23 protein-coding genes are annotated in these 20,762 nt (G+C 75.4%); 10 read left to right on the top strand and 13 right to left on the bottom strand.

Going from position 1 to position 20,762, the window contains the following annotated elements; translation table 11 throughout:
- Positions 1-108 precede the first annotated feature (108 nt).
- The gene (locus ACWGJO_RS15330; protein ID WP_452184017.1) at positions 109-873 is read left to right on the top strand and encodes a hypothetical protein; all 765 of its coding nucleotides are present in this window, start codon (positions 109-111) and stop codon (positions 871-873) included.
- Between the two features lie 305 nt (positions 874-1,178).
- Here the strand turns inward: ACWGJO_RS15330 and ACWGJO_RS15325 are convergent, their stop codons facing one another.
- Both ACWGJO_RS15325 and ACWGJO_RS15320 read right to left on the bottom strand, forming a co-directional pair.
- Positions 1,179-1,682 carry a cupin domain-containing protein gene (locus ACWGJO_RS15325; RefSeq protein ID WP_452184015.1) on the bottom strand — a complete coding sequence of 168 codons (504 nt, stop codon included), beginning with the start codon at positions 1,680-1,682 and terminating at the stop codon, positions 1,179-1,181.
- Positions 1,683-1,816: 134 nt separating this feature from the next.
- Positions 1,817-2,281: a MarR family transcriptional regulator gene (locus ACWGJO_RS15320; RefSeq protein WP_380633764.1), complete on the bottom strand. Its 465-nt coding sequence runs from the start codon at positions 2,279-2,281 to the stop codon at positions 1,817-1,819.
- A 141-nt stretch (positions 2,282-2,422) separates the two neighbouring features.
- Between ACWGJO_RS15320 and ACWGJO_RS15315 the strand changes: the two genes are divergently transcribed.
- Positions 2,423-3,988, top strand: a complete 1,566-nt coding sequence (locus ACWGJO_RS15315; protein ID WP_452184013.1) for an alpha/beta hydrolase — start codon at positions 2,423-2,425, stop codon at positions 3,986-3,988.
- Positions 3,989-4,145: 157 nt separating this feature from the next.
- Here the strand turns inward: ACWGJO_RS15315 and ACWGJO_RS15310 are convergent, their stop codons facing one another.
- Complete coding sequence (locus ACWGJO_RS15310; RefSeq protein WP_452184011.1) at positions 4,146-5,033, bottom strand: LysR family transcriptional regulator; 888 nt, start codon at positions 5,031-5,033, stop codon at positions 4,146-4,148.
- Positions 5,034-5,098: 65 nt separating this feature from the next.
- On the opposite strand from ACWGJO_RS15310, the gene ACWGJO_RS15305 reads away from it, so the two are divergent.
- Positions 5,099-5,896, top strand: a complete 798-nt coding sequence (locus ACWGJO_RS15305; RefSeq protein ID WP_452184009.1) for an NAD(P)-dependent oxidoreductase — start codon at positions 5,099-5,101, stop codon at positions 5,894-5,896.
- Positions 5,897-5,968: 72 nt separating this feature from the next.
- Here ACWGJO_RS15305 and ACWGJO_RS15300 read toward each other — a convergent pair whose 3' ends face one another.
- Entirely contained in the window at positions 5,969-8,185 is a 2,217-nt protein-coding gene (locus ACWGJO_RS15300) for an MMPL family transporter (RefSeq protein WP_452184007.1), read from the bottom strand.
- Positions 8,186-8,339: 154 nt separating this feature from the next.
- Positions 8,340-8,867 (bottom strand): RidA family protein, encoded by a 528-nt coding sequence (locus ACWGJO_RS15295; RefSeq protein ID WP_452184005.1) that lies wholly within the window; start codon positions 8,865-8,867, stop codon positions 8,340-8,342.
- A gap of 92 nt (positions 8,868-8,959) precedes the next feature.
- Here ACWGJO_RS15295 and ACWGJO_RS15290 point away from each other — a divergent pair, with 92 nt between their 5' ends.
- Positions 8,960-9,343 (top strand): VOC family protein, encoded by a 384-nt coding sequence (locus tag ACWGJO_RS15290; RefSeq protein ID WP_452184003.1) that lies wholly within the window; start codon positions 8,960-8,962, stop codon positions 9,341-9,343.
- A 24-nt stretch (positions 9,344-9,367) separates the two neighbouring features.
- Here the strand turns inward: ACWGJO_RS15290 and ACWGJO_RS15285 are convergent, their stop codons facing one another.
- Together ACWGJO_RS15285 and ACWGJO_RS15280 are read right to left on the bottom strand one after the other, a co-directional pair.
- Complete coding sequence (locus ACWGJO_RS15285) at positions 9,368-9,784, bottom strand: VOC family protein (protein ID WP_387690467.1); 417 nt, start codon at positions 9,782-9,784, stop codon at positions 9,368-9,370.
- 5 nt (positions 9,785-9,789) lie between these two features.
- Complete coding sequence (locus ACWGJO_RS15280) at positions 9,790-10,233, bottom strand: helix-turn-helix transcriptional regulator (RefSeq protein WP_452184035.1); 444 nt, start codon at positions 10,231-10,233, stop codon at positions 9,790-9,792.
- Between the two features lie 285 nt (positions 10,234-10,518).
- Between ACWGJO_RS15280 and ACWGJO_RS15275 the strand changes: the two genes are divergently transcribed.
- From ACWGJO_RS15275 to ACWGJO_RS15265, 3 genes are all read left to right on the top strand, one after another.
- Complete coding sequence (locus ACWGJO_RS15275) at positions 10,519-11,685, top strand: PP2C family protein-serine/threonine phosphatase (RefSeq protein WP_452184001.1); 1,167 nt, start codon at positions 10,519-10,521, stop codon at positions 11,683-11,685.
- A gap of 254 nt (positions 11,686-11,939) precedes the next feature.
- Positions 11,940-12,518: a carbonic anhydrase gene (locus tag ACWGJO_RS15270; protein WP_452184033.1), complete on the top strand. Its 579-nt coding sequence runs from the start codon at positions 11,940-11,942 to the stop codon at positions 12,516-12,518.
- Between the two features lie 184 nt (positions 12,519-12,702).
- Complete coding sequence (locus ACWGJO_RS15265) at positions 12,703-13,335, top strand: flavin reductase family protein (protein WP_452183999.1); 633 nt, start codon at positions 12,703-12,705, stop codon at positions 13,333-13,335.
- Between the two features lie 51 nt (positions 13,336-13,386).
- Here ACWGJO_RS15265 and ACWGJO_RS15260 read toward each other — a convergent pair whose 3' ends face one another.
- On the bottom strand, positions 13,387-13,980 hold the full coding sequence (locus tag ACWGJO_RS15260) for a hypothetical protein (RefSeq protein ID WP_452183997.1): 594 nt from the start codon (positions 13,978-13,980) through the stop codon (positions 13,387-13,389).
- A gap of 425 nt (positions 13,981-14,405) precedes the next feature.
- Between ACWGJO_RS15260 and ACWGJO_RS15255 the strand changes: the two genes are divergently transcribed.
- Positions 14,406-15,548 carry a serine hydrolase domain-containing protein gene (locus ACWGJO_RS15255; RefSeq protein WP_452183995.1) on the top strand — a complete coding sequence of 381 codons (1,143 nt, stop codon included), beginning with the start codon at positions 14,406-14,408 and terminating at the stop codon, positions 15,546-15,548.
- Positions 15,549-15,552: 4 nt separating this feature from the next.
- The gene (locus ACWGJO_RS15250) at positions 15,553-16,326 is read left to right on the top strand and encodes a MerR family transcriptional regulator (RefSeq protein ID WP_452183994.1); all 774 of its coding nucleotides are present in this window, start codon (positions 15,553-15,555) and stop codon (positions 16,324-16,326) included.
- Between the two features lie 58 nt (positions 16,327-16,384).
- On the opposite strand, the gene ACWGJO_RS15245 is transcribed toward ACWGJO_RS15250, so the two are convergent.
- The 4 genes from ACWGJO_RS15245 to ACWGJO_RS15230 are packed head-to-tail and all read right to left on the bottom strand — an operon-like array spanning position 16,385 to position 19,051.
- Positions 16,385-16,837: a lasso peptide biosynthesis B2 protein gene (locus ACWGJO_RS15245; protein ID WP_452183992.1), complete on the bottom strand. Its 453-nt coding sequence runs from the start codon at positions 16,835-16,837 to the stop codon at positions 16,385-16,387.
- Entirely contained in the window at positions 16,834-17,091 is a 258-nt protein-coding gene (locus ACWGJO_RS15240) for a lasso peptide biosynthesis PqqD family chaperone (protein WP_452183990.1), read from the bottom strand. Before ACWGJO_RS15240 ends, ACWGJO_RS15245 begins: the two co-directional genes overlap by 4 nt.
- Entirely contained in the window at positions 17,092-18,921 is a 1,830-nt protein-coding gene (locus ACWGJO_RS15235) for an asparagine synthase-related protein (RefSeq protein WP_452183988.1), read from the bottom strand.
- 10 nt (positions 18,922-18,931) lie between these two features.
- The gene (locus tag ACWGJO_RS15230) at positions 18,932-19,051 is read right to left on the bottom strand and encodes a lasso RiPP family leader peptide-containing protein (protein WP_452183986.1); all 120 of its coding nucleotides are present in this window, start codon (positions 19,049-19,051) and stop codon (positions 18,932-18,934) included.
- Between the two features lie 282 nt (positions 19,052-19,333).
- On the opposite strand from ACWGJO_RS15230, the gene ACWGJO_RS15225 reads away from it, so the two are divergent.
- Positions 19,334-20,059: a class I SAM-dependent methyltransferase gene (locus ACWGJO_RS15225; RefSeq protein WP_452183984.1), complete on the top strand. Its 726-nt coding sequence runs from the start codon at positions 19,334-19,336 to the stop codon at positions 20,057-20,059.
- Positions 20,060-20,213: 154 nt separating this feature from the next.
- On the opposite strand, the gene ACWGJO_RS15220 is transcribed toward ACWGJO_RS15225, so the two are convergent.
- Complete coding sequence (locus ACWGJO_RS15220) at positions 20,214-20,762, bottom strand: hypothetical protein (RefSeq protein WP_452183982.1); 549 nt, start codon at positions 20,760-20,762, stop codon at positions 20,214-20,216.

The following is a 20,762-nucleotide window of genomic DNA, read 5'->3' as shown; positions in this document are numbered from 1 at the left end:
GACGCCCACGGAGGGGAGTTGAGTACGGGCGCGGATTGCGGGGCCGGGTGCGGGCGGGACAGGGTGTGGGACGCAGACGCGCGCGCGACCCGAGAGGACCTCCTGCTGGTGAAGAAGCTGCTGAAGGACGTGGCCACGAGCCTCGTCTGTCTCGTCGTCATGCTGGTGAACCCGGTCCTCAACGGTGTGCAGTCGCTGCGGGCGATGCACTGGCCCACCGAGCGGCGCAAGCTGAAACTGATCGACTCGCCGGCGGCGCGGGCGGCCCGGGCGGCGGAGCGGGAGCGGATCCGGGGACTGGTCGAGGCGCTGGGGGCGGTGGAGGGTGTCGAGCACGTGCTGACCCAGGTCCTGGACCAGTCCACCCTCCCGTCCTCCTACGGCCTGGACCACCCCCGGGACACCCTGCTGGTCTGCCGGATCTACGCCCGCGCCTACTTCGTCGTCCGGGAGGACGTCCTCGACGTCCTGCGGCGGATCGAGGCGGCGGACGTGGTCCAGTGGCAGGCCCACGGCCAGGGGCCGGACCCGGCCGGCAGCCTCGACCACGCGCTGCGCTGGCACCGCGACGGCGGAATCGACGCCGACGGCCGGCGGATGCAGTCCCCCTGCCTGTCCAGCCCCGGCGCGACGCTGACCTGGGACCGGGACGGCATCCCCCACCGGGACCCGATCCCGGCGGGCCCGTACATCAACCGGCTCTACGTGTTCGAGCAGACGCCGGCGGACGTGGACGCGGCGCAGCTGCTGAGCGAGGTCCGCGCGGACGGGCGGGGTGTGGTCCTGGAGCTGGCGTTCGGTGCGAACCGGGTCGGCTACTGCCAGTACCACAAGGTGGCGCGCGGCGGCTTCCTGGGGCGCGGGCGGCTCTGAGCCGGGGGCCTCGGAGGGCAGGGGCTCTTCGGACAGCGACCGGGCGGCGCCCGGAGCGGCCGGGAAGGCCGTCCGGGCGCGCCTCACCCGTTCAGCCGCGGCTCAGCACTGGGGGCGGCGGCCGTGGTTGGCCCCGCGCCTGGCCCTGGCCTTCTTCTTGCGGCGGCGCTTCGACGACATGGCCACTCCTCTCGCAACCGGGACACTCCCGGGCTACCACCGTTCCACACCCGGGCGGGCCCGGCCCGTCGAGCGGCCCGGCCCCGTCGGGCGGCTCGACCCTGTCCGGCGGCGGTGTGCGGGGCTCAGGCGCCGTCGCCCGCCAGGGCCGCCCGCCAGGCCGGGCTGTCCACGTAGTGGTTGTCGAAGCGCTCCGCCGAGGCGGCGATCGCGCCCGGGTCGCTCTCGCCGCGCATGACGCTGCCCAGCAGGCGCAGGTAGTCGAAGCGGTCCATGCCGGGGGTGAACACGCACAGCACGTCGGCCTCGGCGCCGGGGGCGGCGGCGAAGGCGTGCGGGGTGTGCGGGGGCACGGCGAGGAAGTCGCCCGCGCCCAGCACGGAGACCTCCTCGCCGACCAGCACCCGCAGCGAACCGCTGATCACGAAGAACAGCTCCCAGGCCCGGGCGTGGAAGTGGGCGGGCGCTCCGGGGGCTCCGGCGGCGAAGGTGGAGCGGTAGACGGTGAAGCCGCCCTCCTCCGGGGCCGAGTCGGCCAGCAGGGTCATGGTGGAGCTCGGGTCGCTGCAGGTCTCGGCCTCGGCGCAGCGGGTCAGGACGGGGGCGGTGGTGTTCTTCGTCGTCGTCATGTGACCAGCCTATGGATGGAAAGACCGTCGATCGGGTGGCAATCGGCGATCGTTTCCATGGGTCAATTCCCTCCTGCGACCGGGCCCGTACCGTCCTGCCGGGGCGGTCGTTCGGGGCGGTCAGTCAGGGGCGGTCAGTCGGGGAGATTGCCGTTGCCACCCAGGTTCGCCACCATGCGGCGCAGCACGTTGATCGTGGTCACGAACTCGTCGGTGTCGATGCCCTGGTGGGCCCGTTCGCTGATCCTCAGGTTGCGTTCGCGGGCGCGCAGGCGGCCGGCCTCGCCCTCCTCGGTGAGGGTGAGGGCGCCGTCGGCGTCCTCGGTCAGCCAGCCGCGGGCGATCAGGTCGTCGTAGACGGTGTCGAAGGCGGTGTCCTGGTCGTCGTAGGGGGTGAGCCGCTCGGTCAGGGTCGTGCGGGTCCATCCGCCGGGGCGGCCGGCCGCGTGGTTGAGCGTCCACCAGTGGGGCTGGGTGAGGCCTTCCACCGCCAGCTGTTCGCGCAGGCCCTCCACCACCAGGCGACGGAAGACCTCGCCGGTCCATGCCCCGATGGGCTGGGCGGCGATGATCTGCGGTTCGTAGGTCTTGATCGTCATGTCCGGTGCTCCTTCGGCCGATCGACGATCGACTGATCGTCAGGACGCGACCGACCGTAGGACCTCAAGCCGACTTGAGGTCAAGGCGGATCGGCGGGCCGGATCCCCGGTGGTGGCCAACTCCCTTCTAGGCTGGCCGACATGAAGACCGCACCGGCGCTCGCCACCGCCCTCGCCCTGTCCGCGGCCACCGTGCTCACCGCAGCCGTCCCCGCCTCCTCGGCGCCCTTCGCCGCCCCCGCCGCCCCCGCCTCCTCCACCTCCTCCGCTTCCTCCGCCTCCTCCACCTCCTCGGCCGGCGCCGATCAGCTGGAGCCCTACCGCCGCCAGCAGCTCGCCTGGGCCGCCTGCCAGGAGCCGCAGTTGGCCGCCGCCGGCGCCGAATGCGCCTCCCTGACCGTGCCGCTGGACTACCGCGAGCCGCGGGGCCGCACCCTGTCCCTGGCCGTCTCCCGGATCAGGTCCGCGGACCCGGCCAAGCGCCGGGGCGTCCTGCAGACCAACCCCGGCGGCCCCGGCGATCGCGGGCTGGACATGCCGGTCGCGCTGCGGGAGCAGCTGGCCCCCGGGACGGCGGCGGCCTACGACATCGTCGGCATGGACCCGCGCGGGGTCGGCGCCGGCGGCCCGGACTGCGGCCTGACGCGCGGCACGTGGCTGCGCTCGGCCGGCACCGGCCGGGCGGGCTTCGAGCAGGCCTGGCGCCTGGCCGAGGCCGACGCGGACGCCTGCTGGAACAAGGACCCCGATCTGCTGCCCCATCTGACCACCCGCAACACCGCCCGGGACGTCGACGTGCTGCGCGCGGCGCTGGGCGAGCGGCGGACCTCCTTCTTCGGGCAGTCCTACGGCGCGATGCTGGGCGCGGTGTACGCGCAGCTGTTCCCGCAGCGTGTCGACCGGCTGGTGCTGGACAGCGCCCTGGACCCGGCGCGGTACGGCATGAGGGCGTTCCAGGACATGGCCGGCGCCAACGAGCGGGCCCTGGACGACTTCGCCGCCTGGGCCGCGCCGCAGGACGGCGCCTACCACCTGGGCGCCACCCCGGCGGCGGTGCGGGCCACCGTCGAGCAGTTGGCGCGCCGGGCCGAGGCGGCGCCGATCGCCGTCGACGGCTTCCGGCTCGACGGGGCGCTGCTCCCGGTGCTGCTCGCGGTCTGCCTGAGCGACGACCGCGACGGCGCCCTGTGCGCGGACGTGCTGCGGCAGTTGCTGGACGCCGCCGACGGCCGGCCGGTCCAGGCGGGCCCGGCCCTGCACCAGCTGCTGACCATGCTCCTCGCCCCGGACCCGGAGGCCGGCGCCGGCCTGTCGTCCACCCTCGGCATCCTGTGCGACGACGTGGCGATGCCGCGTTCGGCCTCTTGGTACCGCGACGCCGTCGAGCGCTCCCGCGCCGCCGAACCGGTCTTCGGCCCGGTCTACAACGCCCCCGTCCCGTGCGCTGCTTGGCGCAGCGCCCCGCTGGAGCCGCCCGTCGGGGTCCGCAACGCCGTCCCCGCCCTCCAGCTCCACGCCACCGGCGACACCCACGCGACCTACCAGGGCGCCCTGGCGCTGCACTCCCGTCTGCCCGGCTCCCGCCTGGTGACCGTCCCGGGGCGCGTCCACACCCTCTACCTCAACGCCTACAGCCCGTGCGCGAACGCGGCGGTGGACGCCTACCTGTCGACGAGGGCGCTGCCGGCCGCGGACACCGTCTGCTGATCCAGCGCTTGTCGCACGGCGGTCCCCCTCGCCCGTTCCTGGAGTTCCGCGTGGGCGGCTTCCGCCCGACCCCGCGGTCCCGGCCCCGCCATCCGGCCGTCCTGCTCCCCGGCGGCCCGGCGGTCAGTGCCCTGACCGCCGTCCTCGCCCTGCACCGCTAACCGGTGCCCTCGCGCAGGATCGCTTCGAAGGCCGCCACCGCCGGGGGCACCCGCTGTCCTCTGCGCGTCACCGTGTACACCTGCCGGACCGGGGTGTCGTCCGGGTGCAGGGGGACGAGGGCGATGCCGGGGCGGCTGACGCGGGCGGCGAGGGAGGGGATCAGGGTGGCGCCCAACCCGGCGGCGACCAGGCCGAGTTTGGCGGTCCAGGCGGCGACGGTGTACTCGATGCGGGGCTGGAACCCGCTGCGGACGCAGGCGGCGAGGAGGGTGGATTCGGCGTGGCGGCGGGCGGCGATCCACGGTTCGTCGGCGAGTTCGGCCAGCCGCAGTCGGCGGCGTCCGGCGAGGCGGTGCCCGCGCGGGAGGGCGACCAGCACCGGGTCGTCCATCAGCGGGCGGAAGTCGAAGCGGTCGCCGTCGTCGGCGGGTTCGGTGTACGAGGCGACGAGGGCGAGGTCGACGGCCCCCTCGGCGAGCAGGTCCAGCAGGTGCGCCGCCAGCCCCTCGGTGAGGCCGATCTCCACGTCCGGGTGTGCGGCGCGGAAGGCGGCGAGGGCGCCGGGGACGAGGTCGGCGTTGGCGCTGTCGAAGGCGCCCACCCGCAGCCGTCCGGCGGTGAGTTCGGTGAGGGCGGTCAGGTCGCGCCGGGTGGCGTCGAGCCGTTGCAGCATCGCCTCGGCGTGCGGCAGCAGGGCGCGGCCGTGCTCGGTCAGCCGTACGCCGCGCGCCAGCCGGTCGAACAGTGGCGTGCCCAACTCGCCTTCCAGGGTGGCGATCTGACGGGATATCGCGGACTGGGTGTAGCCCAGTCGCTCGCCGGCGGCGGTGAAGGAGCCCAGGTGGGCGACGGTGCGGAAGACGTCCAGCCAAGCCATGTCCATTACGCATGACTACCATGCCGGACATTCGCTTGTCGCCTGGCTCGTGGCTGCCTAGCGTGGCGGCCATGAAGAAGATCGCTTTTCTGGGGCTGGGCCGGATGGGCCTGCCGATGGCCCGCCGACTCGCCGCCGCCGGTTACCCGTTGACCGTCTGGAACCGCTCCCCCGGCCGCGCCGGGGACCTGGCCGGGGCCACCGGGGCCGCCACCCCGGCCGAGGCCGTGCGCGGCGCGGACGTCGTCGTCACGATGCTGTCCGACCCGGCGGCCGTCGCCGAGGTGGCCGGGCGGTGCGCGGCGGAGCTGGCCCCGGGCACCCTGTGGATCGACATGTCCTCGATCGGCCCGCGGGCCACCGCCGACCTGCGCGCCGGGCTGCCGGACGGCGTCGCCCTGGTGGACGCCCCGGTGCTGGGCAGCACGGGCCCGGCGGCCACCGGCGGCCTGACGGTCCTCGCGGGCGGCGAGGACGCCGACCTGGACCGCGCGCAGCCGGTCCTGGAGCAGCTGGGCCGGGTACGGCGCTGCGGCGGCCCGGGCGCGGGCGCGGCGCTGAAGGTGGTGGTGATCGGCGCGATCGTCGCCTGCGTCACCGCGCTGGGCGAAGTCCTGGCGGTGGCCGAGGAGTTGGGCGTGCCGCAGGAGCAGGCGCGGGAGGTGCTGTCGGCCGGGCCGCTCGCGGGGGTGGCGGCCCGGGCGTTCGGCACGGGGTCGGACTTCCCGGTCCGGCTGGCCGCCAAGGACCTCGCCCTGGCGGGCGGCGGCCCGGTGCTGACGGCGGCCCGCGAGGTGCTGCTGGCGCACCCGGAGATCGCCGAGCAGGACCTGTCGGCGGTGCCGGGGGCGCTGCGGGGCGGCCGGTAGGGCGGGACGGCGCCCGCGCGCCGGCGCGCCGGCCGGCGCGCCGGTGCGCCGGTGCGCGGGGCGGGTGGCCCGTCAGTCGTGCGAGAAGGTGATCCGCGGCAGCACCCGGTCCAGCCGGCGCGGGGTGTGCCAGGCGGCGCGCCCGGTCAGGCGCAGCAGGACGGGCAGCAGGACGAGCCGCACCAGGGCCGCGTCGAGGAGGACGGCGGTGCCGAGCACGATGCCCATCTCCTTGGGCGGCAGCGGGCCGGACAGGGCGAAGGTGAGGAACACCGCGACCATGACGCCGGCGGCGGCGAAGACGACCCGGCCGGAGTGGGCCAGGGCGCCGGTCATGGCGGCCTTGGGGTCGCCGGTGCGTTCGTAGTGCTCCTTGGCGGAGGCGAGGAGGAAGACGGTGTAGTCCATCGCGATGGCGAAGATCATCGCGAAGAAGAACACCGGTGCCCAGCCGTCGAGGAAGCCCTGCGGGGTGAAGCCCAGCAGGCCGGCTCCGTGGCCGTCCTGGAAGACCAGGCGGGCGACACCGAAGGCGGCTCCGGTGGACAGCAGGCTGGCGGCTGTGCCGAGGGCGGCGATCAGCGGGGCGCGCAGGGCGGCGAGCAGCAGCAGGAAGCCGAGGGCCATGACGACGCCGATGACCAGCGGGGTCTTCTCGGTGAGCAGGTGCTGCAGGTCGAGGTTCTCGACGGCGGCGCCGCCGACCATGGTGTCGGCGGGCAGTTCGGCGCGCAGGGTGTGGACGGTGCCGGCGAGGTCGGGGCTGGAGGGGTCGACGGTGGGCACGGCCTGGATCATCGACCAGCCGGAGCCGTCGGCGGCCGGCTGGGCGGGCATGGCGGCGGCGATGCCGGGGGTGGCGGCGACCCGGGCGGTGACGTCGGCGGCCCGGTCGGTGGGGGTGAGGATCTGCAGGGTGCCGGGGGCGCCGGGGCCGAAGGCCTGCTGGACGGCGGTGTAGCCGGCGCGGGCGCTGGCGTCCCCGGGCAGGACGGTGATGGACGGCATCGCGGTGCGCAGGCCGATGACAGGGGCGGCGAGGGCGATCAGTGCGGCGAGGGCGAGGGCGCCGTAGCGCAGCGGGTGCTTCCACAGGCGTTCGCCCCAGGCGGCGAAGCGCGGGGAGGCGGAGGTGTCGGACCGGGCGGACTTGGACCGGGGCAGGGCGAGGGCGTCGACGCGGTGGCCGAGCCGGCCGAGGACGGCGGGCAGCAGGGTGAGGGTGGCGGCGAGGACGAAGAGGACGGCGAGCATGATGCCGCCGGCCATCGAGCGGAACGCCGGGGAGGGGACGAGCATGACGGCGGAGAGGCTGATCAGGACGGTGGCGCCGGAGAGCAGGACGGCCTTGCCGGCGGTGTCCATGGTCTCGGCGACGGCGCGCACGGCGTCCGCGGCCCCGGCGGTGCCGCGCGCGGTGCGGGCCCGGCGGGCGGCGCGGAAGCGCACGACGAGGAAGAGCGCGTAGTCGATGCCCAGGGCGAGGGCGAACATCATGGCGAAGTTCATCGCCCAGACGGAGACCGGGAAGAGGTGGCTGATCAGCACCAGGGAGCCGGCGGAGGCGGCGAGGCCGGCCATGGTGAGCAGCAGGGGCAGGCCGGCGGCGACGAGGGAGCCGAAGGCGAGCACCAGGATGGCGAGGGTGACCGGCCAGGACATGAACTCGGACTTCATCATGGCGTCGTGGTTGGCCTTGTTGAAGTCGCTCCACAGGACGGAGGCGCCGGTGGCGTGGACGCTGACGCCGTCGGTGGACAGGGCGCCCAGCGGTTCCTTGAGGTCGTCGGCGGCGCGGACCATGTCGTCGGGCGAGGCCTTGGCGCCGGCGATCAGGACAGCGGTGCGGCCGTCGGGGCTGATGGTGGCGCCGGGCTGGGGGGCGATGACGGTGGAGACCCGGGGGTCGGCGGCGGCGAGGTCGCCGGCCGCGGTGATCACCTGCTGGACGGCCGGGTCGGTGACGGGGCGGTCGGCGGCGACGACGATCTGGATCGCGGAGGAGGCGTTGCCGGCGAAGTGCTGCTCGGCGAGTTCGCGGACCTGGACGGACTGGGAGCCGTTGGCCTGCCAGCCGGCGCCGGACAGCGCGGTGGTGACCTTGGGGGCGAAGGCGCCGAGGCCGATGACGACGATCAGCCAGCCGACCAGGACGGCCTTGAAGTGCCGGGTGGACCAGACGCCGAGGCGGCCGAGCGGCCCGGGTCGGCCGCCCTCGGGGGCGCCGCCGCTCGCGGGGGCGCCGGGGGGCGGGGCGGCGGGCCGTACGGCTTCGGCGGGGCGGTTCACGGGGGCTCCGTTCTCGGGTGTCCGGGGTGCGGACGCCCGAAAAAAATACGGGTGGGGGTATCTCGACCTGCGACAACAGCACCCATCCCGCAGTTCATTCCCCTACCGGCCGACGGCGCCCTCCAGGGGGCCGCAGGCCGGCCCGGTCGGCCCGCTAGCCGATCACCGCGTCCACCTCGACCTCCACCAGCCACCGCTCGTCGATGAACCGCGACACCTCCACGAAGGTGGTGACCGGGCGGATCTGCGCGAAGCGCTCGCCGTGGGCGCGCGCCGCCTCCCGCCACCGGCTCATGTCGGTGAGCATGATGCGGGTCCGCACGACGTCCGCGAGCGTGGCGCCCGCCTCCCGCAGGGCGGCCTCGGCGATGTCCAGGCAGCGGACGGTCTGGGCGTGGACGTCGCCCTGGCCGACCGGCGCGCCGTCCTCGCCGATCGGGGCGGTGCCCGCGACCGCGACGTAATCGCCCTTGCGCACGGCCCGGGAGAAACCGATCCGCGGTTCGAGGGGCGAGCCGGAACTGACTGTCTGTCGAGTGCTCTCCATCGCCCCATCGTGCCGCACCGGGGTGCGCGCCGGGCCGTACGCCTGCACGAACGCCCCCGCGCGCCGCCCGGCCCGCGGGCAGGCGCCCGCAGGCCCGTCGGGCCCTTCGAGGTCGAGCGGGATCGGGATCCCCACGCATCGGCCTCCGGCCCCCGAGGCGCCCCGTCGTCCGGGCGGGCGGATAAATTCCCTTGCGCCGCGACATGATCGACATAGGCTGACGGACCATGGCATGCCGCATCAGTGAACTGGTCATCGAAACCGCCGACCCCGAGCGGCTCGCCGCGTTCTGGAGCGAGGTCCTCGGCTACGTCGAAGTCGGCCGCGAGGGCGGCGGCTGCATCGAGATCGGGCCGCCCGGCACCGGCTTCGGCGGCCCGCAACCCACCCTCTTCTTCCTCCCCAACAGCGAGCCGCGGCCCGGCAAGCTCCGGCTGCACATCGACGTCAACCCCACCGACCGCGACCAGGACGCCGAGCTGGAGCGGCTGCTCGCGCTCGGCGCCAAGCCGGTCGACGTCGGCCAGCCCGCCGACGCCGCCTGGCACGTCCTGGCCGACCCGGAGGGCAACGAGTTCTGCCTCCTGCGCACCCGGCTCCAGCCCGTCTGACCCGCCCCGGGCCGCCCCGGGCCGCTACCTCGTGCGCGGCTGGTTGAAGCGCAGCATGTTGCCCGACGGGTCGCGGAAGGCGCAGTCGCGCACCCCGTAGGGCTGGTCCATCGGCTCCTGGAGGACCTCGGCGCCGGCCGCCCTCAGCCGCTCGAAGGTGGCGTCGCAGTCGTCGGTGCGGAAGATGACTCCGCGCAGCAGGCCCTTGGCGAGGAGTTCGGCGGCGGCCAGGCGGTCGTTCTCGGAGGCGTGCGGGTCGGCCAGCGGGGGCTCCAGGACGATCTCCACGCCGGGCTGGTCGGGCGAGCCGACGGTGACCCAGCGCATGCCCTCGAAGCCGACGTCGTTGCGCACCTCGAAGCCGAGGACGTCGCGGTAGAAGGAGAGCGCCCGGTCGTGGTCGTCGACGGCGATGAAGCACTGCGCGAGTTCGATGCTCATGCGCGTCACGCTACGGGAGCGCCGGGGCCGCCGTCCCGCCGGGCACCCTTCGCCTCCTTGGCCCCCTTGGCCCCCTTGGCCTCCTTCGCCCCCTTGGCGTCCGCACGGCGCACCGGGCGGGTGCGGACCTTGGCGACGCAGGCCGGGATCGCCGCGCCCGGCTCGTGGTCGCCGGCCCGGTAGGCGCTGGGGCTCTGCCCGACCAGCTCGGTGAAACGGGTGCTGAAGGAGCCCAGCGAGGTGCAGCCCACCGCCATGCACACCTCGGTCACGCTCAGGTCCCCGCGCCGCAGCAGCGCCTTGGCCCGCTCGATCCGTCGGGTCATGAGGTAGCTGTACGGGGTCTCGCCGTAGGCGGTGCGGAAGCTGCGCGAGAAGTGGCCGGAGGACATCAGCGCGGTACGGGCCAGCGCCGGCACGTCCAGCGGCTGCGCGTACTCGCGGTCCATCCGGTCCCGGGCCCGGCGCAGCCGCACCAGGTCGTCGATCGGCACCCGGCCCGCCGGGGTCGCACGGGAGGACGGCGGTACAGGCGGGGACGGCGCCACAGGCGGGGGCGGGGGCACAGGCCGGGGCGCTGACGGGGGCGGGGGCGTGGACGGGGAGGACACACCGGCCACCGTACCGAGCGCCGCCGACAGTCGCCGTCCCCCGCCCGGCGCAGCCCGCTCGCGCCCGCCCCGCCGCGCCGACCACCCTGGAGGGACGGCCGGGCGGCGGAGAGGACGGCAGGGGTGGACCGCAAGGATCAGCAGCCCGCCGCCCCGCGCGCCCCCGCCAACCGGACGGTGGTGCTCGGCGTGCTGGCCGCCACCGCCGCCGTGCTGCTGGTCCAGGCGGCCAGCGGCACCAGCTCGCGCCTGGTGCTGCTGCTGGTGTTCCTGCCCGCGCTGATGGCGGGTCTGGGCACCATCGCGCAGACGGTGGCCGTCTCGGTGTGGGTGACCGCCGTGGTCGTGGTCCACTCGCTGGTGGTCCCGCCCGGCGACCTGCCGGCCCGGCTGGGCACCCTGGTGGGCGTGGTCGCCGCCGAGGCTGCCGTGATCGGCCTGTGCGCGCGGCGGGTGCGGCGCGAGCGGCAGCTGTCGCGGATGCGGCAGAGCGCCGTCGCCCTCCAGCGCCAGCTGCTGCGCCCGCTGCCCGTCACCACCTCGGACGTGTGCCTGGACGGGCTGTACCGGCCGGTGGAGGAGGACGCCATGGTCGGCGGCGACCTGTACGACGTCGCCGAGACCCCGCACGGCACCCGGGTGCTGGTCGGCGATGTCCAGGGCAAGGGCCTGCCCGCGATCGGGACGGGCTTCGCGGTGCTGAGCGCCTTCCGGGAGGCGGCCTTCCGCGAGGCGCGGCTGCCCGCCGTCGCCGATGCCCTGGAGGCGGCGGTGGAGCGGCACAACGCGTACGCGGTGCAGAGCGGCGAGCAGGAGCGGTTCGTCACCGCCACCGTGCTGTGCGTCGGCGGCCCGGACGGGAACGCGGACGGGAACGGGAACGCGGACGGGAACGGGTCCCGGGCCCGGGACGGCTCCGCCACCGAGGTACGGGCCGTCAACTGCGGCCACCTCTCCCCCTACCTGCTGCACGCCGACGGCCGCGTGGAGCCCGTCCCCCTGGACGCCGGCATCCCGCTCGGCCTCGCCGCCCTGGCCGCCCCCGGCGAGCCGCGCCCCGTGCGGCGCTTCGCGCTGCCCGGGGACGGGGTGCTGGTCCTGCTCACCGACGGCATCACCGAGGCCCAGGACGCCTCCGGCACGTTCTACCCGGTCGAACAGGGTCTGGCCGACCTCGCCGCCACCCCCGCCGACGCCCTGCCCGAGGCCCTCGACCGGCGGGCCCGGCGCTGGAGCGGCGGCCACAGCCGCGACGACGTCACCGTCCTCGCCCTGCGCACCGCCCCGTAGCCCGCCGGACCCCGCGGGGGCGGCACGGGCCCGGGTGGGGCGCATGCGGCCGTACGGAGGTCGCATGCGGAGCGCACGGGGTCGCACGGGCCCTTCCGTGGGGCCGTCCGACCCTTGACCCCCGGCTGCGGGGTCCACCTGCGGCGATCTAGGGTGCAGACATGATCCGCACACCGATATCCGCGCCCGAGCCCGGCCCGCTCGACGGCCCGACGGACGACTTCCTGACCGACCCCGCCCAGGCGCTGCGCGTGATGATGCAGGGCAACGCCCGGTTCGTCGCGGGCAACCCCGAGCACCCCAACCAGGACGCCGGGCGCCGCGCGGCGCTCGCCCCGGCGCAGCGGCCCTTCGCGGTGCTGTTCGGCTGTTCGGACTCCCGGCTGGCCGCCGAGATCATCTTCGACCAGGGTCTGGGCGACCTGTTCGTGGTGCGCACCGCCGGGCACGTCACCGGTGCGGAGGCGCTGGGCAGCATCGAGTACGGGGTGAGCGTGCTGGACTGCCCGCTGGTGGTGGTGCTGGGCCACGACTCCTGCGGTGCGGTGGCGGCGGCGCTGGACTCCCTGGAGCAGGGGCAGCTGCCGGGCGGTTTCGTCCGGGACGTGGTGGAGCGGGTGACCCCGAGCGTGCTGTCCGCCAGGGCGGCGGGCATCGAGGACCGCGACGGGATCGTGGACGAGCACATCCGCCAGACCGTGGACCTGCTGGTGGAGCGCTCGCAGGCGCTGGCCGCGAAGATCGCCGAGGGGAAGGTGGCCGTGGTGGGCCTGTCCTACCGGCTGCGCGACGGCCGGGCCCGGCTGGTCGCCGCCCGGGGGCCGGTGGGCTGACGGAGCGCCCGCCGCGGCGGGCCTTGCCGTCCTCGGGAGTTGCCGGGCCTGCGGGAGCTGCGGGAGCCGCCTGACCTGCGGGGCTCGCGGAAACGCGATGTCCGATCACCGCCAGCGCCCCCGGCCGGGCCGGGGCAGAGTCGGTGACCGGCAACGATTCCCCATCCCGAGGACGGCAGTTCCCGTGCACAAGGTCATCGATCTCAAGGTTCTCTACTTCGGCACCCCGGTGGTGCTGATCGGTTCCCGCAACGAGGACGGCAGCGCCAACCTCATGCCGATGTCCTCGGCGTGGTGGCTGGGGCAGTCCTGCGTGCTGGGTCTGGGCGACAGTTCGCAGACGGCCGCCAACCTGCGGCGCGAGGGCGAGTGCGTGCTCAACCTGCCCTCCTCGGCGCAGGTGGACTCCGTGGACGCCCTCGCGCTGCTGACCGCCAACCCGCGGATCGCCGAGTACCGGCTCAAGCAGGGCTACCGCCACGAGCGGCGGAAGTTCGCCGCCGCCGGTATGACCGAGGTGCCCGGCGAGCTGGTGCGGGCGCCGCGTGCCGCCGAGTGCCCGGTGCAGTTGGAGTGCCGGGTGGAGTCGGCGACGGCGCTGACCGGCGGCGGGCGCACCGCCTTCGAGGTGTCGGTGGTGCGCGCCCACGTCGAGGAGAGCCTGCTGGTGCCCGGCAGCGACCACTACGTCGACCCGGTCGGCTGGGACCCGCTGATCATGAAGTTCTGCGAGTTCTTCGGCGACGGGCGGCGCCTGTCCCCCTCGCGTCTCGCCGAGGGCTGGCAGATGCCCGGGCGGCTGCCCGCCGCCGTGTGACGGGACGTCCGCTCAGCCCTCGGGCCGCCGGCTCACGGCCGCGCTACCCGCTCACGGCGCGACGGTCGCCCCGCAGGAGTCGCACACCCGCGTCGCGGGCAGTTCCAGGAAGCAGTTCGGACAGATCGCCGGCGGGCGCGGCGGGGCGGCGACGGCGGCGGCCTTGCGCTCCACCGAGGCGCGCAGGCGCGGGGCCAGGGCGGGGGTGCCGCCGTCGGCGGGCAGGTCGGCGCCGAAGTGCCGGTAGCAGGCCAGGCGGGCGGCGGCCGCGTGCTGCTCGCGGTCCATCTCCGCGGCCACCGGCGGCTGTCCGGCCACCGCCAGCACCTCCTGGTAGCCGGGGCCGACCCTGCCGTCCGTGGCGTGCACCACCAGGGCCGTCAACGGCGGGTCGCCGCGCCGGTGCGCCTCCAGGATCACCAGGGACAGCACCTTGCCGATCCAGTGCCGCTGGTTGATCCGGGTGCGCACCCCGGAGGCCTCCTGCACCGCCTCGGCCAGGTCCGCGTAGCTGATCACCGCGTGGTAGCGGCGCGCCACCTCCACCAGCGCGGGGTAGGCCGCCCTGGTCCACACGATGTGCGCCTGGCTGGCGCCGACCGCCGCGCCGTCCGACGCCCGCCAGTAGCTGTGCTGCTCCGTCATCCACCCGCCCCTGTCCGTCTTGTCCGTGTCTGTCCTCCGCAGTCCCCCGCCGCAGCGAGGCTACCCCGCCCCGGAACGGCACCCTCGGGCGGGGCCTCGCCTCGGACGGGGCTTGACTTCAAGTCCTGTTGAAGTCGTGGAATGGGTGCCGACCGCAGCCGTACGGGCAACCCCGCGGTCGATGCCCCGCCCGTACGGACCCGTACCGGGGCCGGGGCCGCCGTCTTCCCGATCGTGCCGACGGCGGCCCCGGTCCCGGGTCGCCCCGCCCCCCTCCACCCGTCCCCCTTCTACCCGTCCACCCGCCTGGGCGGGCGGGCCGCGGCTGTGAGCCGGATCACGGTTGAGGTTGACCTCGGGTCAGGGTGCAGGCTCCCCTCATCGGGCCCGACGACGACGCGGGCCCCACGGATACAGGGGGCAGCATGTCCATCACCCACCACGTCGGTTCCGGTCCGGAGCGCCCGGGGCTGCGGCGGGCGATCGAGGAGATCGTCGAATCCGGTTTCCTCGGCGTGCAGGTGCGGGTGAACGACGCGGGCGGCGAGTGGGTCACCAGTGCCGGGGTCCGTGAGCCGGGCCGCGACGGCAGGCCGCCGGTCGACGGGCACTTCCGGATCGGCAGCATCACCAAGAGCTTCGTCGCGACGTCGGTGCTCATGCTGGTGGCCGAGGGCCGGCTGGCCCTGGACGCCCCGGTGGGCGACCACCTGCCGGAGTTCGGACCGGACCGGCGGATCACGGTGCGGATGCTGCTGCAGCACACCAGCGGGATCTTCAACCACACCGGCGAGCTGGAGGCGGACGGCACGTTCGTGCCGGGGGTCCCGTGGCGGGGCAAGGAGTGGGTGGACGGCCGCTTCCGCACGTACCCGCCCGAGGAGCTGGTGCGGCTGTCGCTGTCGCGGCCGGCGCGGTTCGCGCCGGGGACGGGCTGGAGCTACGCCAACACCAACTACGTGCTGGCCCGGCTGGTGGTCGAGCGGGTCAGCGGGCGGCCGTTCGCCGAGGAGCTGCGGCGGACGGTCGTGGGGCCGCTGGGGCTGAGCGGCACGGTGGCGCCGGGCGCCTCGCCGGAGGTCCCCGAGCCGCACAGCCGCAGCTTCTACCGCTACGAGGACGCCGGGCGGGAGCGGACGGTCGACGTCACCCGGCACAACCCGTCCTGGGTCTCGGCCGGCGGCGACATGATCTCGACCACCCGGGACCTGCACACCTACTTCTCCGCGCTGATGGGCGGCAGGCTGCTGCCGCCCGGCCTGCTGGCCGAGATGCGCACGCCGGAGGCGACGGTCGGCTACGGCCTGGGCGTGTTCGCCCAGGAGACGGACACGGGCACCGTCTTCCACCACAACGGCGCCACCATCGGCTCGGCGGCGCTGATGTACGGCTCGCCGGACGGCCGCACGACCCTGACCGCCGGGCTGAACTACGTGGACGACGCCGACGTGTCCATCGCGGCGGCGTTCCAGAACGCCCAGCGACGGCTCGTCGACGAGGTGTTCGGCACCGGGCCCGGCCGCACGCAGGCCCGGGTCGCGCGGCACCCGGACCGCACGGCAGGCTGAGCGGATGAACGGAGTCACGATCGGGCAGGCCGCGGCCTACGTCGGCGTCACGGTGAAGACGGTGCGGCACTACCACCGGCAGGGGCTGGTCGACGAGCCGCGGCGCGACGCCTCCGGCTACCGGCGGTACGGGTCGGCCGAGTTGCTGCGGCTGGTGCAGGTCCGGACGCTGGCCGGCGCCGGGGTGCCGCTGGCGGAGATCGGGCCGCTGCTCGACGCCGACGGCGAGCGGTTCACCGCCGCCCTCGGCGACGTGGAGCGGCGGCTGGACGAGCGGATCGCGGAGCTGACCGCACGCCGCGACACCCTGCACCGGCTCGCCGACGGCGACCGGGCCCTGCTGCCCGACCGCGCCTGCGCGGCCCTGGAGAAGATGCCCGCGCTCGGCTTCGGCCCCGACTACGTGGCGGCGCAGCGCGAGGCCCTGGTGCTGGCGCGGGCGCTGGTACCGGAGGGCTTCGACGGCTTCCTGACCCAGCTCGAACACCGCCTGGACGACCCGGAGTTCGTCGCCCTGGCCAGGCGCGGCCAGGAGGCCGAGGCCTGGGACGTGGACGACCCGAGGATCGAGGAGCTGGCCACCGCCATGGCCGACCGCTGCCTCGCCAACCCCGCGCTGCTGGGCGACCCCGACAGCCTGCGCGCCTGGGCCAGGGCCGCCACCCAGTACCGGCTGATCGACCGTCACCGCGACGAGCAGGCCCCGGTCTCGGCCCGCCTGACGGCGCTCACCGAGGCCCGGCTGCGCGCCGCCGGCATCCCGGCCCCGCACCGGTAGCGGCCCCGCCCGGACGGGACGCGGGAGGTCGGCCCGTCCGACTTCCCGTGCCTCCTGGTCAGCGTCGGCGGCCCGGCGTCCGGGACTGGGGCGGGGGCTGGGGCGGGGCGATGGTGATCAGCGGGCGGAAGTGGGCGAGTTCGGCGGGTTCGTCGACGGGTTCACCCTCGGCCTCGATCCAGGCGTGGGCGCGGAAGGGGGCGGTGCGCACGCCCGTGCGCCAGGTCGGCCAGGTGCCCCGGGCTCGGCACAACAGGGCCGCCGCGATGGAGCGTTGGAGGCAGCCCTGGCCGGCGCAGCGCATGCTGAGCGCGACCACGGCCTGCCGCGCGGCGAGGGCCTCGGCCCGGCGGGCGGGCCGGGCGCCGCGGCGCAGCGCGAGCAGGAGGCGGCGGATCCGGGCCGGGGGGAGCCTCTCGATCAGCCGGGCCGCGCCGATCGCGGCGAGGGCGGCGGGCCGCAGGTGCCGGGGCGGGCGGCCGGCGCGGGTGGCGTGGTCGTGCAGGCTCATCCGGTGACCAGTCCGGCGGTGCGCAGGTTGCGGTGCAGCCGCTCGACGTCGGAGCGCGCCCGTTCGGCGGTGACCGGGTGGCGGCCGCCGAGGTCGGCGGCGATCTCGTCGGCGCTCCGGCCGTCCAGCAGGGCTCGCAGGGTGAGGAGCCCGGTGCGGTTGAGCTGGTAGTAGCGGCCGGAGCGCTCGTCCAGCACGACGGCGCCGTCGTCGGTCGGGGTGAGCGTCACGTCGGGGCACAGCTCGGCGGCCATTCAGGCTCCTTCGGTGGACGGTCGGGGGGTGGTGGGGTGGGCGCGCAGCCAGTGTTCGCAGGCGAGTGTCGCGTCGAGGGCCGCGTAGGGGGTGCCGGGCGGGTAGAGCCCGAGGCAGGCGCGGCGCAGTGCGTCGGGGTCGATCAGTCCGGCGCGGGCCAGGGCGCTGTCCTCGATGAGGGCGGCGAGTCGGGCGCGGTGGCGGGCGAGGCCCTGGTGGGTGTCCGGGGTGAAGTCGCCTTTGCCGGTGCGCCGCAGGAGGCCGGCGGGCAGGTGGGGGGCGAGGGCCTCGGTGAGCAGCGGCTTGTAGGCGAAGGGTGTGCCGCGGGTGGCGGGTTCGGCGGCGAGGCAGGCGTCGAGGACCTGGTCGTCCAGGTAGGGGGTGCTGTGGGGTACGCCCGACGATGCGGTGGTGTCGTTGAGTTGGCGTACGGCGGAGGCGCTGTGGCGGACGAGGTGCAGGGTCTGGTGGTGGGTGTGGTGCGGTGCCAGTGGTGGTGTGTCGTGGAGGGCTTCGAGCTGTTCGCGGACCAGGTCGGCGGCATGGGTGGTGGCCCAGGGCGGCAGGCGGGGTTCGGTTCCCCAGCCGAGGAGTTGGGTGGTGGGTGGCGGGTCGGGGCGGGTGAGGCGGTCGGCGGCGTGGGCGAGCCAGGCGGGGTAGGGCCGGGGGTCGGTGAGGGCGGCGAGGGCGTCGGGCAGTTTCCAGCGCAGGCGGGCGCGGTGGCCGCGCAGGTGGCGGGTGGCGGTGGCCGGGTGTCGTGGCAGGAGGGTGCGCAGGTAGGCGGGGAGGGCCTGGAGGGTCTCGTCGCCGCCTTCGCCGCTGAGCCGCAGTCGGGCGCCGTGGGCGGCGAGCAGTCGGGTGACGGCTTCGTCGCGGGCCCTGGTGCGGGTCCAGGCGAACGGTTCGTCGCCCTGGGGGCCGGGGGTGTCGATGTCGGCGAACATCGTGGGGAGGTCCTCGGCGGGCAGGACGAGCCGGCTGCCGGGCAGGTGGCGGGCGGCCCGGTCGGCCCAGGCGGCGTCCTCGTGGTGCGGGTCGAGGGAGCCGAGGGTGACGGTGAGCAGTTCGGCGGGGCCGGTGGCGGCGAGGAAGCACAGGGGGGTGGAGTCGAGTCCGCCGGAGAGGTCGGCGGCGATGGTTCCGCCGTCGCGGGTGCGGGCGGCGACGGCCCGCCGCAGGGCCTGTCGCAGGGCGGTGGCGGCTTCGGGTCGGGGTCGGTCCGGGGCCGGCGGGTGCCAGTGGGCGTGGGTGCGGGCGGGGCGGCCGGGGGTGAGCAGGGCGGCGTGGTCCGGCGGTACGGGGGTGATGCCGGGCCACAGCGGCTGGGTGTCGGCGGGGTGGGGCAGCGGGTGGGTCAGGCGCAGGGCGAGGCGTTCGAGGGACGGGGTGAGGCCGGCCGCGGCGGCGAGGGTGTCGGCCCGGTCGGCGAGGACGGGGACGCCGTCGATCTCGGCCAGGTGCAGGCGGTGCAGTCCGGACAGTGAGCCGCGGGCGGCGACGGTGCCGTGCACGGTGGCGATCAGGTGGAAGCTGCCGGCCAGGTCGGCGGCGAGGGCGAGGGCGTCGTAGGGGTCGCGGATGCGTGCGGCGTGGCGGCGCAGGTGGTGGGCGTCGGTGTCGCAGGTGCCGAACACGGCCAGCGCGACCGGTCCGGCCCGGGCGGTGACCGGTTCGCCGGCCGGCCAGTGGCCGAGGATCCAGGGGCGTCCGCTGGGATGGTGCAGGGCACGGCGCTCGGCCGTGCCCCGCACCGCGGCCACCGCGGCCCCGGCGGGCCCGGTTTCGGTGTCCGGCAGGACCACGAACCAGGCCTGCCGGTGACCGCTCACGGCCCGGTCCTCAGGGGGCGAGGTAGTAGCCGTGGACGTCGGACAGGTTGCCGATGTCGAAGCCGCGGGTGAGGTCGGCGAAGTCGCCGAGTTCGATCAGCTCCGGGGGCTCGTACACGTCGTCGGTCATGATGATGTCCTCTCGTTCGCAAGGGAGTCGGAGCGGGACACGATCGCCGGCCGGCGGTCTTCCACTCTTCCTGCTCGGTTCGCCGACGGACAAGCGGTGCCGGGGGCTTCGGCCGGATCCCGACGGCCCCGCGGGACTGGCCGCGGGCGCTCCCGGGACTGGTGGGCACCGGGGTTCGCGGGCTGCGGGGGCGGCGCGGGACGGGTCCGGTTTCGGCCAGCCCGGGGCCGCAGAGGTGTAGACCTGTTTGATGCCGGGCGGGGCCCCGCCTACGTTCGGCTCATGGCTGACGCATGCTTCGCGCACCCGCGGCTCGCCGCGGTCTACGACCCGCTGGACCCCGACCGCGGCGATCTCGACGCCTATCTGCGGATGGCGGAGGAGTTCGGGGCGCGCCAGGTGCTGGACATCGGCTGCGGCACGGGGGTGTTCGCGCTGCTGCTGGCCGGGCGCGGGGCCGAGGTCGTCGGCGTCGATCCCGCGCTCGCGTCCGTCGAGGTCGCGCGCGCCAAACCGGGTGCCGCGAAGGTGCGTTGGATCCACGGGGACGCGACGGGCCTGCCGCCGCTGCGGGTCGACCTGGCGACGATGACGGCGAACGTCGCTCAGGCGATCACCGACCCGACCGAGTGGCGGAGGACGCTGCGGGGCGCCTTCGGGGCGCTGCGGCCGGGCGGGCGGCTGGTCTTCGAGACCCGCGACCCGGCCGCCCGCGCCTGGGAGGAGTGGACCCGCGAGCGCTCCCACCGGGTGACGGACGTCCCGGGGGTCGGCGCGGTCGAGAGCTGGGTCGACCTGGTCGGGGTGCGCCGGCCGCTGGTGTCGTTCCGGTGGACGTACGTGTTCGCCGCGGACGGGCAGGTGCTGACCTCGGATTCGACGCTGCGTTTTTGGGAGCGGGAGGAGGTCGAGCGGGATCTGGCCGCCTGCGGCTTCACGGTGGAGGAGGTGCGCGACGCGCCCGACCGGCCGGGGCGGGAGTTCGTCTTCGTGACCCGGCGGCCGTAGCCTTCCGCCCCCACTCCCCCGGGCCGGGGGCGTCGGCGACGGCGCTTCCGAGGGTTCGGTAGCTCCGATGACGAGAGTCTTCATACGGTCGATCACCACCTCGGCGAGGCCGATGCGCAGGAAGTCGGCGGGGTCGACGTCCTGCGCGGGCGCCTCAGGTGCGGGCGGCTTGGGTGCGGCAGCGGGTGAGGGCGTAGCGGACGCGGGGGTCGGGGCTGGTGGTGGTGAGGAGTTCGCCGACCATGACGAGGGCGGTCCAGTAGGCGGCCGGGTCTCCGGTACGCGGCAGGGGTGCGGTGGAGGCGAGGGAGAGGTAGGCGGCGGCGAGGTTGCCGGTGGTGAACCAGCGCTGGAGGCCGTGCCGGTGGCCGGGGCGGATGCCGCCGATGGCGTCGACGGCGGTCAGGAAATGGGCGACGACAGCCCGTTCGGTGTCGGTGAGCTGCTTGGGGACGTCGAAGACGCCGAGGGCTTCGAGGACTTCACCGGTGTCGGCCTCGGAGTCGGGACGGGGATAGGCGAGCAGGGCGTCGTGGCACTCCCCCAGACGCCGGGCGGTCTCGGCGGGCGGGATGTCGAGGGCGAGGCAGACGGCCTCGGCGCAGGGGGCGGGCTTGTGCCCGAGGCGGGCGAGGAGGGCGTAGGTGGCGGCGGGGGTGGCGCCACGGGAGAGGGTGTGGCGGGCGAGGGTGGCGAGGTGCAT

Source organism: Kitasatospora sp. NPDC054795 (assembly GCF_053611565.1).
This window is presented reverse-complemented; position numbering and strand designations above follow the sequence as displayed.